At 55.0% G+C, this 17,687-nt stretch carries 15 protein-coding genes and 1 pseudogene; 6 read left to right on the top strand and 10 right to left on the bottom strand.

Annotation, left to right across the window (positions count from 1 at the left end; genetic code table 11):
• Positions 1 to 74: 74 nt before the first annotated feature.
• On the top strand, positions 75 to 1,961 hold the full coding sequence (locus tag EDC90_RS13005) for an ABC-F family ATP-binding cassette domain-containing protein (RefSeq protein WP_132312407.1): 1,887 nt from the start codon (positions 75 to 77) through the stop codon (positions 1,959 to 1,961).
• A gap of 22 nt (positions 1,962 to 1,983) precedes the next feature.
• Here the strand turns inward: EDC90_RS13005 and metF are convergent, their stop codons facing one another.
• Both metF and EDC90_RS12995 read right to left on the bottom strand, forming a co-directional pair.
• Positions 1,984 to 2,913 (bottom strand): methylenetetrahydrofolate reductase [NAD(P)H], encoded by a 930-nt coding sequence (metF, locus tag EDC90_RS13000; protein ID WP_132312277.1) that lies wholly within the window; start codon positions 2,911 to 2,913, stop codon positions 1,984 to 1,986.
• A 3-nt stretch (positions 2,914 to 2,916) separates the two neighbouring features.
• A complete protein-coding gene (locus EDC90_RS12995) occupies positions 2,917 to 3,921 on the bottom strand; it encodes an ArsR/SmtB family transcription factor (RefSeq protein ID WP_132312275.1) in 1,005 nt (334 codons plus the stop codon).
• Between the two features lie 305 nt (positions 3,922 to 4,226).
• Between EDC90_RS12995 and recA the strand changes: the two genes are divergently transcribed.
• On the top strand, positions 4,227 to 5,321 hold the full coding sequence (gene recA / locus EDC90_RS12990; RefSeq protein WP_132312273.1) for a recombinase RecA: 1,095 nt from the start codon (positions 4,227 to 4,229) through the stop codon (positions 5,319 to 5,321).
• Between the two features lie 256 nt (positions 5,322 to 5,577).
• Entirely contained in the window at positions 5,578 to 8,232 is a 2,655-nt protein-coding gene (gene alaS / locus EDC90_RS12985; RefSeq protein WP_132312271.1) for an alanine--tRNA ligase, read from the top strand.
• 24 nt (positions 8,233 to 8,256) lie between these two features.
• Here the strand turns inward: alaS and dusA are convergent, their stop codons facing one another.
• The gene (gene dusA / locus EDC90_RS12980) at positions 8,257 to 9,276 is read right to left on the bottom strand and encodes a tRNA dihydrouridine(20/20a) synthase DusA (protein WP_132312269.1); all 1,020 of its coding nucleotides are present in this window, start codon (positions 9,274 to 9,276) and stop codon (positions 8,257 to 8,259) included.
• A gap of 96 nt (positions 9,277 to 9,372) precedes the next feature.
• Here dusA and EDC90_RS12975 point away from each other — a divergent pair, with 96 nt between their 5' ends.
• Positions 9,373 to 10,440, top strand: a complete 1,068-nt coding sequence (locus tag EDC90_RS12975; protein WP_132312404.1) for a site-specific integrase — start codon at positions 9,373 to 9,375, stop codon at positions 10,438 to 10,440.
• Between the two features lie 35 nt (positions 10,441 to 10,475).
• Here EDC90_RS12975 and EDC90_RS12970 read toward each other — a convergent pair whose 3' ends face one another.
• Positions 10,476 to 11,300, bottom strand: coding sequence for a DNA adenine methylase (locus EDC90_RS12970; protein ID WP_207903909.1), 825 nt, complete (start codon positions 11,298 to 11,300; stop codon positions 10,476 to 10,478).
• A 628-nt stretch (positions 11,301 to 11,928) separates the two neighbouring features.
• On the opposite strand from EDC90_RS12970, the gene EDC90_RS12965 reads away from it, so the two are divergent.
• Both EDC90_RS12965 and EDC90_RS12960 read left to right on the top strand, forming a co-directional pair.
• A complete protein-coding gene (locus EDC90_RS12965; protein WP_132312265.1) occupies positions 11,929 to 12,996 on the top strand; it encodes a DUF262 domain-containing protein in 1,068 nt (355 codons plus the stop codon).
• Positions 12,980 to 13,585, top strand: a complete 606-nt coding sequence (locus EDC90_RS12960; RefSeq protein ID WP_132312263.1) for a hypothetical protein — start codon at positions 12,980 to 12,982, stop codon at positions 13,583 to 13,585. The genes EDC90_RS12965 and EDC90_RS12960 overlap by 17 nt, the downstream gene beginning before the upstream one ends.
• A 368-nt stretch (positions 13,586 to 13,953) precedes the next feature.
• On the opposite strand, the gene EDC90_RS12955 is transcribed toward EDC90_RS12960, so the two are convergent.
• The 6 genes and pseudogenes from EDC90_RS12955 to EDC90_RS12930 form a co-directional block, all read right to left on the bottom strand.
• Positions 13,954 to 14,277 carry a hypothetical protein gene (locus tag EDC90_RS12955; protein WP_132312261.1) on the bottom strand — a complete coding sequence of 108 codons (324 nt, stop codon included), beginning with the start codon at positions 14,275 to 14,277 and terminating at the stop codon, positions 13,954 to 13,956.
• The gene (locus tag EDC90_RS12950) at positions 14,274 to 14,687 is read right to left on the bottom strand and encodes a hypothetical protein (protein WP_132312259.1); all 414 of its coding nucleotides are present in this window, start codon (positions 14,685 to 14,687) and stop codon (positions 14,274 to 14,276) included. The genes EDC90_RS12955 and EDC90_RS12950 overlap by 4 nt, the downstream gene beginning before the upstream one ends.
• A complete protein-coding gene (locus EDC90_RS12945) occupies positions 14,684 to 15,634 on the bottom strand; it encodes a glycoside hydrolase family protein (protein ID WP_132312257.1) in 951 nt (316 codons plus the stop codon). The genes EDC90_RS12950 and EDC90_RS12945 overlap by 4 nt, the downstream gene beginning before the upstream one ends.
• A 33-nt stretch (positions 15,635 to 15,667) precedes the next feature.
• Entirely contained in the window at positions 15,668 to 16,312 is a 645-nt protein-coding gene (locus tag EDC90_RS12940) for a DUF4376 domain-containing protein (RefSeq protein WP_165972837.1), read from the bottom strand.
• Positions 16,312 to 17,163 carry a hypothetical protein gene (locus tag EDC90_RS12935; RefSeq protein WP_132312253.1) on the bottom strand — a complete coding sequence of 284 codons (852 nt, stop codon included), beginning with the start codon at positions 17,161 to 17,163 and terminating at the stop codon, positions 16,312 to 16,314. The genes EDC90_RS12940 and EDC90_RS12935 overlap by 1 nt, the downstream gene beginning before the upstream one ends.
• A pseudogene (locus EDC90_RS12930) lies at positions 17,160 to 17,687 on the bottom strand (host specificity factor TipJ family phage tail protein); the annotation flags it as partial. The pseudogene EDC90_RS12930 and the gene EDC90_RS12935, both read right to left, overlap by 4 nt.

The following is a 17,687-nucleotide window of genomic DNA, read 5'->3' as shown; positions in this document are numbered from 1 at the left end:
GAATAATGCCCTTCAACAGCGTGGGAAGCAGCCGCGTCTTGCCAACGGCTTATCTTTCAGACAAAACCGCTTCCATGATTACGATTTCAGACCTTTCCGTCCGTATTGCCGGGCGACTTTTGATTGAGCACGCATCCGCAACCATCCCCGAAGGTATGAAAGCCGGGCTGGTGGGCCGCAATGGTGCGGGCAAATCAACCTTATTTCGTGTTGTTACCGGAGATCTGACGCCGGAAACCGGAAGCGTCAGTATTCCTAAAAAGGCGCGGATCGGTCAGGTGGCGCAGGAAGCGCCCGGAACAGAAGAACCGCTGATTGACATTGTTCTCAAAGCAGACAAGGAACGCGCCGCACTGCTGGACGAATCCGAAACGGCAGACGACCCGCATCGCATTGCGGAAATCCAGACACGGCTCGTTGATATCAACGCACATTCCGCCGAAGCCAGAGCCGGCGCAATCCTTTCGGGGCTTGGTTTCGACTCCGAGGCGCAAAAGCGACCAGCCTCTTCGTTTTCGGGCGGATGGCGAATGCGCGTTGCGCTGGCTGCCGTGCTGTTTTCCGAGCCGGACCTCCTGCTTCTGGATGAGCCAACCAACTACCTCGATCTGGAAGGCACGCTCTGGCTTGAAGACTATATTCGCCGCTACCCCTACAGCGTGCTGATCATTTCCCATGACCGCGATCTTCTGAACACAGCAGCCAATGCAATCATCCATCTCGATCAGAAGAAACTCACTTTCTATCGCGGCTCATACGATCAGTTTGAGCGCCAGAAGGTCGAAGCTGATGAGCTTCAGATGAAGGCAAAAGCCAAGAGTGACGCGAAGCGCAAGCATCTTCAAAGCTTTGTTGACCGCTTCAAGGCCAAGGCCTCAAAGGCCAGACAAGCTCAAAGCCGCATCAAGGCGCTGGAGAAAATGGGAACCGTTTCCGCGGTCATTGAGGATCATGTTCAGGGCTTTACATTTCCTGAGCCGGAAAAACAGCCTGCCTCCCCGATCATCGCGATTGAAAACGGTGTTGTCGGCTATCAGCCTGACAAACCGATCCTCTCCGATATCAATCTAAGGATCGACAACGATGACCGGATTGCGCTTTTAGGCGCAAACGGTAACGGAAAGTCCACATTCGCAAAATTCATCTCCGGCCGTCTGGCAGCGCAGGCAGGCTCGCTGAAGATCGCGCCCAACCTGAAAACCGGTTTTTTTGCCCAGCACCAGATTGATGATCTGGTGCCGAATGAATCCGCCGTGGATCATGTTCGCAAGCTGATGCCAGCTGCACCGGAAGCCAAGGTGCGCGCCCGGGTGGCGCAGATGGGGCTGGCAACAGCCAAGATGGATACACTGGCGAAAGATCTGTCCGGCGGTGAAAAGGCCCGCCTGCTGATGGGGCTCGCGGCCTTTGATGCGCCGAACCTGCTGATCCTTGATGAGCCGACCAACCATCTGGATATCGACAGCCGTCGCGCCCTCATCGAAGCACTGAATGACTATCCCGGCGCAGTCATTCTGATCTCGCATGATCGCCATCTGATCGAGGCGACCGTTGACCGGCTATGGCTGGTGCATGACGGTACGGTGAAGAGCTATGATGGCGACATGGAGGATTATCGTGCGCTCATCGTATTGGGCGGTAAAACAAAATCGTCGAAGAATAAAAGCGGCGATGAGGACAATGCCTCGAAATCCGGACAGCGAAAAACGGCTGCTGAAAAACGCTCAGCTCTTGCACCACTGAAAAAGAAAATCGACGCGGCGGAGAAAAAGACGGCCAAAATCGAAGATATCATTGCCAAACTCGACGGCGATCTCGCCGATCCGGCGCTCTATGAAAAGGCGCCCGAAAAGGCAAAGGTCATGGCACAGGCCCGCGCGAACGCGGCGGCAGAGCTTGCCAGGATTGAAGAAGAGTGGCTGGAACTTTCGGCAAAGTACGAACAGGCCATGGCCGATTGAAACGGTGATGCGGCGGTTCGGATCAGGCCCGCTGCATCACGCCCGTGGCAGAAGATGCGCCCGCCGCGGGCCGGGGAGCCTGAACGCCAAGGCGCTCAAGCACGGCGATCATGAGCTTTGACCGGTTCATTGTATAAAAATGAAGATCGTTAATACCCCGGTCCAGAAGCCCCTGGATCTGCTCAGCGGCCAGATCAGCGGCCACTTCGAAACGCCCCTCCGCGTCATCATCCAGACCTTCAAACCGCTTCTCAACAAAGGCAGGAATATTGGCGCCACACATGGCTGCAAAGTTTTTAAGCTGTCTTAGATTCTGAATGGGCATGATGCCAGGCAGAACCGGTATCGATACCCCGGAACGGCGCACAGCGTTCAGGTAGTCTTCAAAGACGTCATTGTCGAAGAAAAACTGCGTCAATGCCCTGTCAGCACCATTGTCCGCCTTGGCCTTCAGCATCGCGATATCGGCGGCACGGTCAGCACTTTCGGGGTGCTTTTCGGGATAAGCCGAAACCGAGATATCGAAGTCGCCGATCGTTTTCAGTCCGCGGACCAGATCAGCGGCGTTCTCATAACCGCCGGGAAAAGGTGAATAGGCCGATCCGACACCACCGGGCGGATCCCCACGCAAAGCGACAAAGCGCTTCACACCAGCATCGCGAAACTGATGGATTGTTTCGTTTGTTTCCTCGCGCGTCGATTTCACCACGGTCATATGTGAGGCCGTTGGAAGACGGGTCTCCTTCAACAGGCGCTGAACCACTGCAAAGGTTGGCGCACGGCTTGAGGCCCCGGCCCCATAGGTGACGGACACGAATTCCGGCTCATAAACAGAAAGAGCCTGAATACTATGCCAGAGCGAAGCCTCGGCATCGGCATTCTTCGGCGGAAAGAACTCGAAAGAAAACGTAAAAGCGCGGTTCTCACCACGAAAAACGGGTGTCTCGGTCATACCTCAGGCACTCCTCGCAAGGTTATTTTCACGGTCTCCGGCAATCAACATACGCGGATCATGCGCGAGCCAGACAGTGACGGTCAGAGAACGCTGTTCAGCTCCGGAAAATGGCAGGTCTACGACGCGGTCGACTTCCAGACCCGCGCCTTTCATCCAGTCGGCCATAGCCTTATGTGAGAAGCCAAGCCGCAGATGGGCGTGTTCAGCACGCAAATACTCCAGATCATGCGGAGCGAAATCAACCACCACCAGCCGGCCACCAGGCCGCAGAACCCGCGCAGCTTCCACCAGCGCAACCTCCGGATGCTCCAGAAAATGCAGGACCTGATGAACGATCACGAGATCGAAATCTTCGTTTTCCAGTGGCAGATTTAAAATATCGCCAAGCCGCACGACCGCACGGGTCAGACCTTCTGCATCCAGATTGGCACGGGCAACCGCCAGCATATCGCGGCTGGCATCGACCCCAACCGCGCGGCGATAGATGTCCTTCAACAACAATAACATCCGGCCTGTGCCGGTTCCAAGATCAAGCAGACTTTGAACCGGCTTGCGGCCAACCAGCTCTACAAGGCAGTTTTCCACTTCCGTTTCAGAGATTTGCAGGCGTCGCATTTCATCCCATTCACCGGCATGGCGCGCAAAATAGGCCTGTGCCAGCTCAGCCCGCGCCTGCTTTACGGCGACAAGGCGCCCGGTATCACGCTTGAGGATGGGATCATCATTCGAGGCGTTTCCAAGAAGCTGACGCACGAGATGGACACCGCCGCCCTCCTCCTTCAGGCGAAAATAGGCCCATGCTCCCTCCTGATAGCGGTCTATCAGACCGGCCTCTCCCAGGAGCTTCAGATGCCGTGAAATCCGCGGCTGGGACTGCCCCAGAATGTCAGTGAGATCAGAGACGGTCAGGTCACCGGCCGAAAGCAGAGCCAGCAACCTCAAGCGCGTAGGCTCGCCTACCGCTTTCAAAACGTCTACCATATGCTCAAGTCCGAACTGCACCATCGCCCACCACCATCAAGATATAAAGATATGTTTATATCGCGAAAACAAGAACTGCAACCCTTTCCTGAGAAGTAGCACTATGTGAATGGTGTTTTAAGCTGCCGCGACCGAATCTCCCGAACATCTGCCGTCGTCAGAAGACCTTCAATACACTCATCCCCAAACTAAACAAAAGAAGAACATAAAGCAATTCTTGTATTATTATCATGATCTTCATCACCTATTGCGCGATGAGAACAAATGCAGTACATTGAATTCAGTTAACGGGACCGTCTAGGCGGCGGCGGCAACAAGGGATAAAATTGATGGCACAGAATTCACTCCGACTCGTCGAGGAAAAATCAGTGAATAAAAGCAAAGCGCTCGAAGCAGCACTTTCCCAGATCGAACGTTCGTTCGGCAAGGGCTCAATCATGAAACTCGGCGCTCAGGACAGCGTCGTTGAAATCGAAACCGTGTCGACCGGCTCGCTTGGGCTTGATATCGCTCTTGGCATTGGCGGCCTGCCCAAGGGCCGGATTATTGAAATTTACGGCCCGGAAAGCTCAGGCAAAACGACCCTTGCTCTCCAGACTATCGCTGAAGCTCAGAAAAACGGTGGCATTTGTGGCTTTGTTGATGCCGAGCACGCCCTTGACCCTGTATACGCCCGCAAGCTTGGTGTTGATCTGCATGACCTTCTGATTTCGCAGCCCGATACCGGTGAGCAGGCGCTCGAAATTACCGACACGCTTGTCCGTTCTGGCGCTCTTGATGTCATTGTCATCGACTCTGTTGCGGCTTTGACACCGCGCGCCGAAATCGAAGGTGAGATGGGCGACAGTCTTCCGGGTATGCAGGCCCGCCTGATGAGCCAGGCGCTGCGCAAACTGACAGCCTCGATTTCACGCTCAAACTGCATGGTCATCTTCATCAACCAGATTCGCATGAAGATCGGCGTGATGTTCGGCTCCCCCGAGACGACCACCGGCGGCAACGCACTGAAATTCTATTCATCCGTTCGTCTTGATATTCGCCGTATCGGCTCCGTCAAAGATCGGGATGAGATTGTCGGCAACCAGACACGTGTCAAAGTCGTGAAGAACAAGATGGCGCCACCTTTCAAACAGGTCGAATTCGACATCATGTATGGCGAAGGCGTGTCGAAGATGGGTGAGCTGATTGACCTTGGCGTCAAGGCTGGTCTTGTCGAGAAATCAGGCTCATGGTTTTCCTACAACAGTCAGAGACTTGGGCAGGGACGGGAGAATGCCAAGACATTTCTGCGGGAAAATCCAGCAACTGCCGAAGAAATCGAACTTGCCCTCAGGCAGAATGCCGGCCTGCTTTCAGAAGGTCTCCTGGAAACCGGTGAGGACAATGAGGATGATGATCAGGCAACCGGCACCAATCAGGAATAGTTCGGCGGTTTCGCTTTCCATTTGAAACTTTTTGGCAAAAAGGATATCGAAACAGCGTCTTTTAACGGGTCGCTGTTTTGTCTTGTCTGGACACTACTGATGCCCGCAGCTAAAAGCCGGTAATACTTCTGAAATTGATAGAAGCCGCAAACGCATTGAGGCTTCACAGGACATCTGATTTGAGAAGATCATCAGGAGCGTTTCGGGTAGTGAAAACGCTGAAGACAGCACGAACTGCTAATGGGTGTGGCAAAGTATGAGTGGCGTGAACGATATCCGGTCGACCTTTCTCGACTTTTTCAAGAATAACGGACATGAGGTCGTACCTTCCAGCCCGCTTGTGCCGCACAATGACCCGACGCTGATGTTCACGAATGCGGGCATGGTGCAATTCAAAAATGTCTTTACCGGCATCGAGCAGCGCCCCTACTCCATGGCAACAACGTCGCAGAAGTGCGTACGCGCCGGTGGCAAGCATAATGATCTCGACAATGTCGGCTATACGGCGCGTCATCACACCTTTTTCGAGATGCTGGGCAATTTTTCCTTTGGCGACTACTTCAAGGAACAGGCGATTTCACTGGCATGGGAACTGATCACCAAAGAGTTTGGCCTTCCAAAAGAGAAGCTGCTGGTCACAGTCTTTCATGAAGATGAGGAGGCCTTCAATTTCTGGAGAAAGATCGCCGGCTTGCCCGAAGAACGGATCATCCGCATCGCCACTTCGGATAATTTCTGGTCGATGGGTGATACCGGTCCTTGTGGCCCCTGCTCTGAAATCTTTTACGACCATGGAGACCATATCTGGGGCGGACCACCCGGCTCACCTGAAGAAGATGGAGACCGCTTCGTCGAGATCTGGAATCTGGTTTTCATGCAGTATGAACAGATTTCGGCTGACCTGCGCGAAGATCTTCCCCGCCCATCGATTGATACCGGGATGGGACTGGAACGTGTTGCCGCCGTTCTCCAGGGCAAACATGACAACTATGACACCGACCTTTTCCGCAGGCTGATCAGCGCATCGGTTGATCTGATGGGCGTGAAGGCTGAAGGTGAGCAACGCGCCAGCCATCGCGTGATCGCGGACCACCTTCGCTCTTCAGCCTTTCTGATTGCCGATGGCGTACTGCCTTCGAATGAAGGCCGTGGTTATGTGTTGCGCCGGATCATGCGCCGTGCGATGCGCCATGCCGAGCTGCTTGGTGCGCGGGAGCCTGTTATCTACAAGCTGCTTCCGGTGCTGATCAACGAAATGGGTCGCGCCTATCCGGTGTTGACGCGCGCCGAAGCGCTGATCTCAGAAACGCTCAAGCTGGAAGAAGGCAGGTTCCGCAAGACCCTTGATCGTGGCCTCACGCTTCTGGATACAGCCAGTGCGGACCTTAAGGAAGGCGACAGCCTTGATGGCGAAACGGCGTTCAAGCTTTACGACACTTATGGTTTCCCGCTTGACCTGACGCAGGATGCCCTGCGTAATCGCGGCATTCATGTTGATCTGAGCGGCTTTCAGGATGCTATGCGCCGTCAGAAGGAAGAGGCACGTGCTCATTGGGCAGGCTCCGGCGACAAGGCTGCCGAAAAGGTCTGGTTCGAGCTGAGCGAACAGCATGAAGCCACCGAGTTTCTGGGCTACGAAACCGAAAAGGCAGAAGCCGTCACTCTGGCTCTGGTTCGTGACGGATCTCAGGTGGAAAGCGCCAGCGCCGGTGAAGAAATCGCCATCATCGTCAACCAGACGCCGTTTTACGGTGAGTCCGGCGGACAGATGGGCGACACCGGAACGATGTTTTCCGAAAGCGGCAAGCTTACAGTCACAGATACGCAGAAAAAGGATGGCGGACTGTTCGTTCATTTTGCGCGTGTGGAAGAAGGTACTGTGCGCGTTGGCGAACCGATCACGCTTGAGGTTGATCACGCGCGCCGCGCACGCCTTCGTGCCAATCATTCCGCCACGCATCTCATTCACGAAGCCCTGCGCGAAAAGCTGGGTGATCATGTTGCCCAGAAAGGCTCTCTTGTCGCACCTGAACGTTTGCGCTTCGATATTTCGCACCCTAAACCGATGACACCGGAAGAGCTTTCAGCCGTTGAAGACATGGCCAATGAGATTGTTCTGCAAAATGCGCCGGTTTCCACCCGCCTGATGAGCGTAGACGATGCAATCGCTGAAGGTGCGATGGCACTCTTCGGTGAAAAATATGGTGAAGAAGTGCGCGTTGTCTCCATGGGCACGTCTACATCCGGCGAAAAGAAGGGCAAAACCTATTCGCTGGAGCTTTGCGGTGGCACCCATGTGCACGCAACCGGTGAAATTGGTCTGATCCGTATTGTTGGCGAAAACGCTGTTGGGGCTGGCGTGCGCCGCATCGAAGCCCTGACGGGAACAGATGCACGTCATTATCTCACGCGCCGCGACGATGGCATGAAATCGCTGGCAGGCGCGCTGAAGGTTCTGCCGGACGATGTGCCCCATCGCGTCGAAGCGCTTCTGGAAGAACGGCGCAGCCTTGAAAAAGAGCTTACCGAGGCGCGCAAACAGCTGGCGCTCGGTGGCAGCGCAGGGGCTGGTGAGGCAGAAACAATCGGCGATATCAGTTTCATAGCCAAAACGGTTTCAGGCGTTGCGCCGAAAGACCTGAAAGGCCTTGCAGACAGCGCCAAGAAAGACAAAACCAACACAGTTGTCGTCTTCATCAGCGCGGCAGAAGATAACAAAGCCAGTGTGGTCGTTTCCGTCACCTCGGACCTGACAGACCGTCACTCGTCTGTCGACCTCGTACGACTGGCTTCTGCAGCTCTCGGCGGCAAAGGTGGCGGGGGACGCCCGGATATGGCGCAGGCCGGCGGGCCGGATGCCAGCAAGGCCGATCATGCAATCGAAGCTGTACGCTCGGCTCTCAAAAGCTAATCCAGCTCACCCCGGCGCCGCAACTCACACGGTTTCGGCGCCGGTGTCTACGGCATCAAATGCATCGGCGATCACTTCAGGCCCGGCTTTCGGTTTCGTCGCTTCGGTTGAAAGGATCTGGCGATAGCGGCGCGCCCCGGCCTGGCCGCTGAACAACCCAATCATATGTCGGGTAATCTGAGAAAGCCTTGCCCCGCGTCCAAGCCAGTGGTCTGCATAAGCCATCATCGTGTCTCTGATTTGCAGGTAATCGATACGACGCGCAGCGGCATTGAATAACGCGTGATCAACTGCGCCCAGAACCGCCGGTGTCTGATAGGCGGCACGCCCAAGCATAACACCATCGACTTTATGAAGATGCGCCCCGGCCTGTTCAAGCCCGGTTATGCCTCCATTGATCCCGATGAAGAAGTTCGGATTTTCGGCTTTCATCCGATAGACAAGCTCATAATCGAGTGGTGGAACCGTGCGATTTTCTTTCGGACTAAGACCCTGAAGCCAAGCTTTTCGTGCATGGATCCAAAGCGCATCGGCGCCAGCTTCACGCATACGCGCCACAAAGTCCGGCAAAACCTGTTCAGGCTCCTGCTCGTCAACGCCAATCCGGCATTTTACCGTAACCGGCACAGAAACAGCAGAACGCATAGCCCGAACGGCCTCTTCGACGACGCCGGGTGACTTCATAAGGCAGGCACCGAACGTCCCGGACTGGACCCGGTCAGACGGGCAACCGACGTTGAGATTGATTTCGTCATAACCGAAGCTTTCACCAATGCGAGCGGCTTCCGCCAGTTTTGAGCTGTCTGAGCCACCGACTTGCAGAACCACGGGATGCTCAACCGCATCAAAGCCCAGCAGCCGCTCCCGATCACCGTGAAGAATTGCATCAGCCACAATCATCTCAGTGTAAAGCTGACCGCACTGCATCAATTGACGATGAAAGTACCGACAATGCCGATCCGTCCAATCGATCATGGGTGCAACGGCAAAGCGCCTTGAGGCTTCAATATTGATTTTATTGGCTTTTTCCAACTTTTCACTCATTTTATTATAGGATTTTTGTCCTATTTTGAGCCTTTTCAGACTGTTTTTAGAATGCTAGTGCTACAATGTAGCATTACTAAAAAGCGTGTAGCACCAATGGGAACCATAACAGCACGAAAACAGCGCAGAAACGGCAAAGTTTCTTACACAGCGCAAATTCGCATAAAGCGCAACGGCAAGACAGTCCACAGCGAGAGCCAGACGTTTGACCGAAAGAAGCTCGCCGTCGCGTGGATGAACAAGCGTGAGGGAGACCTTTATGAGCCTGGCGGACTTGATCGCGCAAAGCACGGTCACGTGACACTTTCTGACGTGATAGAGCAGTATTTACGCGAAAATGCGGCACCAATCGGCCGAACCAAAGCCCAGGTTCTGCGGTCGCTTAAAACTTTCGAGATTGCTGACATGGCCTGCGATGCCATAACCAGCATAGATATTGTGTCGCTGGCCCGCGAGCTTTCGCTCGATAAGAAACCCCAGACAGTCGCCAATTATCTTTCACATCTGGCATCAATCTTTGCCATAGCAAGACCTGCATGGGGCCATCCGCTAGACAAGCAGGCCATGCAAGATGGGTTAACCGTCGCTAAGCGAATGGGCCTGACGTCGAAAAGCCGCCAGCGTGACCGCCGCCCGTCGCTTGGGGAACTGGATAAATTACTCAGTCATTTTGAACAGCGTCACCGACAGACCCCGCAATCCATGCCTATGGCCGAGATCTTGCTGTTTGCGCTGTTCTCAACACGCAGACAAGACGAAATATGCAGGATTGTCTGGCAGGATCTTGATACTAGGCACAGCCGTGTGCTTGTGCGCGACATGAAAAACCCCGGCCAGAAAATCGGAAACGATAACTGGTGCGATCTGCCCGCGCCGGCAATGAAGGTGATCGAGCGCGCACCGCGAAAAGATAAACGCATCTTCCCCTACTCGCCTGATGCCATCAGTAGCAGCTTCACTAAGGCCTGCAGATTGCTTGGTATCGATGATCTGCATTTTCATGACCTTCGCCACGAGGGCGTCAGTCGGCTGTTTGAAGTAGGCTACAACATCCCGCATGCAGCGGCCGTTTCCGGCCACCGCTCATGGGTTTCACTCAAACGCTACTCTCATATCAGGCAAACAGGCGATAAATATGAAGGCTGGGCGTGGCTGCCACAATAGAGTGAGAACTCGAGGCTTCTGGAGCCGTCAGAACTTCAAAACAGCGGCAGGTTTCTGGCATTACTCCCACAACGCCCATCCAGGATAACCACCTCACCCACCGGTTTTGCTGCACCGCTGCCGACCGTGTAGTCCAGCTTCACATCAGCGAATTGGAAGGCCGAAAAGATTTCACGCACTTCCGGGCAATCATTCAGCGAGACGATAAAACGACCTCTAATGCCTGAAAGCAATTCGGCCATTTCAGCAAAGTCGGCGCGCCTGAAGCAGTCTTTGCCATAGTCTTTCTCTGATCCGTAATAAGGCGGATCGAGATAGAACAAGGCCCCCTCCCGGTCATAACGCGCTATGAAATCCCGCCAGTCGAGGTTTTCAATCACGACGCCGGACAGGCGCTCATGCACCTCTTCCAGAATTGGGCCGAGGCGGTTCAGATCAAAGCGCGCCGGGCCGTGGCGCTCGACACCAAAATTTCGCCCAGTGATCTTTCCACCAAAGGCCAGCCGCTGGAGGTAGAGAAAGCGGGCTGCGCGTTCGAGGTCCGTCAGCGTTGACGGATCTGTGGCGGCCAGCCGCTCAAATTCTCGTCGCGATGACAGCTGAAACCTAATCACATCCAGAAACTGCGGATAGTGCCGCTGGAGAATCCGGAAGAGCGTAGTCACGTCACCGGAATAGTCATTGACCACCTCGCAGCGGGCCGCCAGCGTGCGACGGAAGAAAACCCCGCCCATGCCGACGAATGGTTCTGCATAAAGGTCGTGCGGGGTCTGTTCGATGATGGAGGAAACGCGCTTGGCGAGACGTTTTTTGCCACCAAGATAGGCGGCAGGCGGCGAAACAGGCCGCACCGATATCATTCCTTGCATTGTGGGATATGTCCGAATCTGCCACACACCGCTTTGCCTGCGCAGGCAACCGGGTGCGGTGAGGATTCGCTATGCTTACCGGACGGGACTATGTTTGGCGACTTGGACCCGTCGCTTGCAGCCTTGGCGGGCTGCAGGCCGCCCGATGCCGGGCAGCAAAAAAGCCGGCGAAGTTTCGTCCTTCGCCGGCATACTAAATTTGTAAAAGTAGTAACAGTTGATTGCACTATGGGTGCATAGCTGCGGCTAAAATGGGGCCGAGAGCGGCACGTTCGGTTCAGTCTGAAAAGTCATTTAAGTGGAAGCTCACGCAGAATTAGTACACAGTGGTTTTCAGCTCAAAGCGGTCATTCATGCCAGACTCGACGTAGTGCCGGTGTCAGCCCATTGCTGCTGGTCACTTTGGGCGCGGCGCCCCACCTCAGTCAGCCGAACTCGACATTTTCTAAAGATACAGGCGTCAGATGGAATAGTTCGTAAGCCTATCGGTACATGCGTCGCACTACACCTGTTTAGACAGACGGCGTTGAGCATTCTTTACATCTGGCCTAGCCTTTAATTGCAACAGAGGCCATAAAAGGCTAACCATAAACTCCATCACTTCGAGCAAGAAACAACCATGTCAAGCATCCCGCAGACCTACACTGTTTCAGACTTCATTGAATGGCAGACCAAGAAGCAATTGGTGTTAGCCCCCGAATTTCAGAGAGGTTCAGTTTGGACGCCCTCGGCGAAGGTTTTTCTCATCGACACTATCTTGAATGACCTGCCAATGCCTCAGGTCTACTTCCGCACAAAGCTGAATCCACAAACGCAAACGACTTTGCGGGAAGTCGTCGATGGACAGCAGCGACTACGCTCGATCCTAGAGTTCGCATCGGGTAGTCTCAAGCTCACCTCGAAGGCTCCAAACTTCAAAGGCAAGACATATCGCGATCTGTCTGTCGAAGATCAGGAGCAGTTTCTTGCATATCGTATCCCGGTCGTTCAGCTAGTGAATGCTTCTGACGCGGAGGTTCTCGAAGTCTTCGCACGCCTAAACTCATACAGCGTGAAGGTAACGCCTGCGGAACTGCGGCACGCCGAATTCTCCGAGCCGGTGAAGTGGACAATATACGAAGCAGCGCGGCAATGGGCAGTCCTCTGGGGGGAGTTAAAGGTAGTCTCTACGCGGGACACTGTTCGACTAAAGAACACGACATTGATAGCCGAGATGTTTATCGCGTTGGATCGTGGCCTCAGTGATGGGGGCGAAACTCAAATCACACGCTACTACAAGGCAAAAAAGTCAGAAGACGACGATTACTTCACCTCTTTCCGCGAGCGTTTGGACGAGGTCATCGACGAAATCCTAGAACATACAAGAAATGACTTCTCTGAAACTACTTTCTTTGACGCGCCGAATTTCTTGATTCTGTTCGCTGCGGTCGCCTACTTAAAAGGGTACATGCCGGTTTCGAAGGTCGCTGAGGGCGTGAATGAGTTTGCTGGGCGAGGTGTTAGCTGGGACAGAGCCTCCGTCAACCTCGCAACCCTAGCGCAGGCTTTCGATGACGCATCCGACGATCAGGGGCCGCATTCTCAGTTTGTAGCAGCTACAAAGAGCACAACGCACAGAATCTCCTCTCGCAAAATCCGTTTTGAGGCTGTTGTACAGGCGATCGCAGCTGATGTTTCTGGCGCGTAGGTTACCTCGTTTCTACCACCGTCTCGACCACCTATCCGCGATTATCGCAGCGGTAGATGCGACGGCGAGTAGAACCCCAGAACAAATATTCGCTGCTGAGAAGGCTCTCATTCAGATTCAGATTGAATGGGAGCACTTTGTCCGAAACCTCATATTGGACAGCGCGACCGGCAAATTTGAAAGCCGCTCTGGTCCGATCATTTCGAAAAGCCATCCTAATTTGCTTTCGAGAGAGGCAGCTGCTCACTGGCTAATTGGGTCCTATCCCAAACGGCAGCATGAACCGGACTGGTATCTGCCAAAACAGGCAATTGATGCTTCCATACGCCTTGACGTCTCGAATCAACCAATAATTGCTGCAGAGCTCGGGGTTACACCCTGGCCCATCGCCGAACTTAGGCACGTTCGAAACTTCATCGCACACAAATCCAAAAGATCAGCGCTTGCTGTTCGCAAAACGGGCATTGTTGGCGCCTCTACCAACCTCGACGTACTTGAGGTTGCGCTTCAATACGGCACTGGCGGCGCTAAGCGTTACATCGAGTGGGTCAACTTTTCGAAAGGCGCAGCGGCGCGTTTGGTCGCTTGACATTTGACGAACGCGTTAAAGCGACGATCGAAGGTTAGGTCTTTCGCATTTCTCTGGGAAGCGTTGAATGTCTGTTTCGTCAAAACTACACCGCCAAACATTCTGAATAAGTCGCGATCGGATTCGAGCCGACCACATCAAAAAAGGCAGATGTGGCGCTTTCTTTAGTGGAAAACGATGTGGACGGTTCCATTAATCAGAACGGCAGAATTGAAAGGCTTAGACTCCGCCTTCTCTAGGGGCGAGCGGACCGGAAGATTTCGGGCAAACGACAGAGCATGTTCAAAGGCCGACATGAGGGCACTACGCAGTCATTCTTATCGCCCGCCAGAAACAGCAGTTTCGTTCGAAAATATGAACCACACCTCTCACCCGCCCTTCACCGTCCTGATCAGCTGCAAAATCCCATCTGATAGCCACACGCCGAAGCCGGTGCCAGCCATGGCCGCGCCGAGGATATAGCCCCGACCGATCTGCTTGATCTTCTGCACATCGGCCACAAAGGTTTCGGTTTCCGTCAGGCGTTCGGAAAGCGCTTTGTTTTCGCTGATCAGCTTTTCATTCTGATGCTCGACAGTGTTCAGGCGTTCGTGGATCTCTTCATGGCTGGAGCGGTTGTCATCCACCTTGCGGATCAGGGCATCAAGCTTGCCCTGAACCTCTCCGAGCTGGCGTGCGATTTCAACGGTCATTTCCCTGCCTTCAGAACGGTTTTCAGCCCCGCCACGCCGGAGCCGACATAAAACACCCACTGGATCATGTTGCCCGCCCATGCCTGCATCTGAGGTGTGGGCAGATCCGCAATCGTCCATGGAAAATGAAAGACGCTGTCGAGGATGACAGCCGCCCACCAGAGCGCCAGCGGAAACAGGAACAGACTGGCGAACAGCCAGAACCAAGGAAATGACAGTTTGGCCTTGCTATAATCAGCCATGATGCGGGTTTCCTCGATCACCTGCCGGTAATATTCCGCTGTCAGATCCGCTTTGATCTTCTCCCGGTCGGTTTCCTGTTCAGCCCGCTTTTCAATGAGCGTGATGGCGCGGTCGACAATGCCGCCTGCGCCAAGCCGCACCAGCCATGTGATGATTTTGGCGATCATACGTCCACCTCATGCCCCGTCAGTGTATTAATCCGTCGTGCGATCACATCACGGTAGCGCCACGCGAACCACAGAGCCGCAAAGACGATGACACCGACGACAATCCAGCCAACAGGCAGGCCAGCCGTCCAGGCGGCAGCGCCGGAGGCTGCCGCCGAAAGGCCGGACTTTGCCGCTGCATCTTTCAGCGCTTTCATGTCGCGTCGCAGCTGGGCTATCGTTGCCGGGCCGATGATGCCGTCATTGACCAGATGCGGATGCGCCGTCTGATAAGCCAGTACCGCCGCCTTTGTTTTCTTGCCGAGCCAGCCGTCGATTGCACCGGGATCAAAACCGCGTTTCTTCAGCATCTCCTGCACTTCGCGAACGACGGGATCGCCAGTCGATGGCGCAGTGTCCGTTTCGGCGCGCGGCACACCTTCAGGCGCACCCGTAACCGTATAAACACCGGTATAGATGCCCTTTTCGAACAAGAGCGCCTCTTCTTTGCGGCGACGGACCAGCCCCGTAAGTTTTCGGCCTTTCGAGGTATTGTAGTGCGAAGCCAGATAATCGGCGGCCTCTTTCAACCGCCCTGTCCGCCAGAGCTTGCCAAAGCGCCATTTGCTGACGACACGCCCACCGAGATTGAATGCCGCGCTTGCGGCAGCATCCATCTGATATTGCGTCCGGTTCTCAGGTGAATGCGCAACAACCTCTTTGCCGTAGCCGTTATCGATCACTGTGCGCAGGATCTGGTCTGACTGTTCTGCCGTGATCTTCGTTTTGCCGGGAACAAGCTTTTTGATGCCGAGCTTTGCAAATTCCGCCCGGCAGTATGGCGAGCGCATTGTGAAGCCGGTTCCGATGGTCGGCGTGCCGGTCGGATCAAGATAGGCTGTCAGCGGATTGCCTTCATGCAGGCGCACAAAGGCACGCCCCCGGCTGGATACCGTGGTGATTGGCATGATCGATTGTCCTTTGAGAAGATTTAGTGCCGGTCAGTCCGGCCAGTAGCTGTCATTGGCGTAATCGGCAGGGATCGGATCCATATCCTTGATCTGCCGGGCTGCCAGAATATGCGCCTGCTCATGCGCCAGAACGGCCTCACCGAGTGCGACCATGGCCTGTGCATCGAGCTTGTGCGTGGTGTTATCAGCCGCGATCCATGCAAAGTCATAGTCCTGACCATGCCAGCGGTAGTCACCGGAGGTCGCTCCGGCTTCGAGCGCGGAACGGGCTGACGCGGCCCACCGTGAGATTTTATCGATATCACCGGGGCGGGACTGATACAGAACACCGTCAAACAGAAAGCCATCGTCAACGCGCCGGTCGCGTTCGGCATCCACGGCGTTGCGCAACATTCGGTTTTCGCGACCTTCAACAAACGCCGCGACGGCATCCCGGTGCTGATCGAGTAAGGCATGCAGATCATCCGGCGACGGGAAATCCGCATCAACGTTCCATTCAAGGATCACTGCCGAGCCGAGACGCTGGTCGGTCTCCTCATCAATCAGGTGACCGGTGCTAAAATCCTGATCGGCAGTCGCTTCCGGAAAGGCGAGCGACAACAGGTGGCGGAGCGCCTCACGATCCAGATCCGGGTTCAGAGCATTTGCACTGTCAGGAGAAATCGCTGTCAGCATCAGTAGTTCCTCGCATACTTGGCACGGACATACACCTGCCATCCGCCCGTGCGCGTGCGCAGACCGGTGACAAACATATCGCCGGGGCAATCAACGGTTACGTTGGTATAGTTGGGATCGACGTTTCCAATCTCGTAAATGCCGGAGTCATGCCTCACACGCGCACCTTTCGGTGCCTTGTTATTCGCATGCGCCGCCGCGCGGTCTTCAATGCGGTTGCTGATAGCACTGTAGGCCCAGTTACTGCCCCAGTTTCCCCAGATGGAGCCATTGATATTTCCGTCGGTGGCGACCGTCCATGAACCGTTGTCCAAGGCACCATCGCTTCTAAAATTGTAGCTTCTCCCCCGCGACCAGATATAGGCATCGCCGCCCTGCCGCTGCCCGAACTCGACATAACTGTTGCCACCATTGTCGCTGCGCATTCTCAGCCGCGCATCTGTGGCCCCCGTCGCTTTCAGCTCAGCAAGGTTCGGGCTGTCAAACTCGACTTTGAGCCAGCCGGTCATCACATCACCAGACCTTGCCACCGCCCCCAGCTTATCCCGCGCCTCTGCGGCACTGCCTGCGGTCATCAGATCATTGGTGTAGTCCGTGCCACCGGCACTGACAAAATCATGACTGTCCGGTTTGAGTTCTCCGATCACGACATCATCCGTGCCGTCATAGACGCAAAGCCTCCATGGGCTGGACGCCGTGCTGATCCACATTGTGCCCGCACTGGCATAAGACGGACGCTCGACACCGCTGTGCAGTGTTAGCGCCGCCTTGCGCCAGCTGTTGATATTGGCCGCAAGCTGCGAGCCATTGGTGACGGTCGGATCAATCGTCACATTCTCATATTGCGTCATGCATGCACCTTTCCGTAGCCAACGGCGACATAGTCGAATGAGCGCTCGACCGGCGTTCCGGACTGATCCTTGAACACGATGTCAAAACCGCTCTCATCCTTGTTTGCGATCTCGTAGAAATCCCCGAAGCGAAGCCCCTGCGCCGAGATCGAGACACCGGTCAGCCCGTAGTAAGGCGGATCGAAACCGATCCGCTTTCCGGCAACCGGCACGACGATATTGTTGCCGCTTAAAATCCGGTCGGGCATGTCGACCGTCAGTTCCGACCGCGCCACGATCGGCGTGATGTTCTCATCGATCGATGATAGCTGCAGCCGCATCTGATAGGCCCGTGCGGCGACATCGCCGGTTGCCGCCTCATGCCAGTCTGTCCAGACGGCTTCTGAGGCGTCCGGATCGTCATCCGTGGTGCGGATTTCCATCACCGCATTCCACTTCGACGGATCCGCCCCGACCATGCCATCGAGGTCGATCAGCAGCGGCCATTTATCCATCGTCTCATCCAGTTTCTGCCCATAGACGGA

Origin of the sequence: Martelella mediterranea (genome assembly GCF_004342225.1) — a bacterium.
Taxonomy (GTDB): Bacteria; Pseudomonadota; Alphaproteobacteria; order Rhizobiales; family Rhizobiaceae; genus Martelella; species Martelella mediterranea_B.
This window is presented reverse-complemented; position numbering and strand designations above follow the sequence as displayed.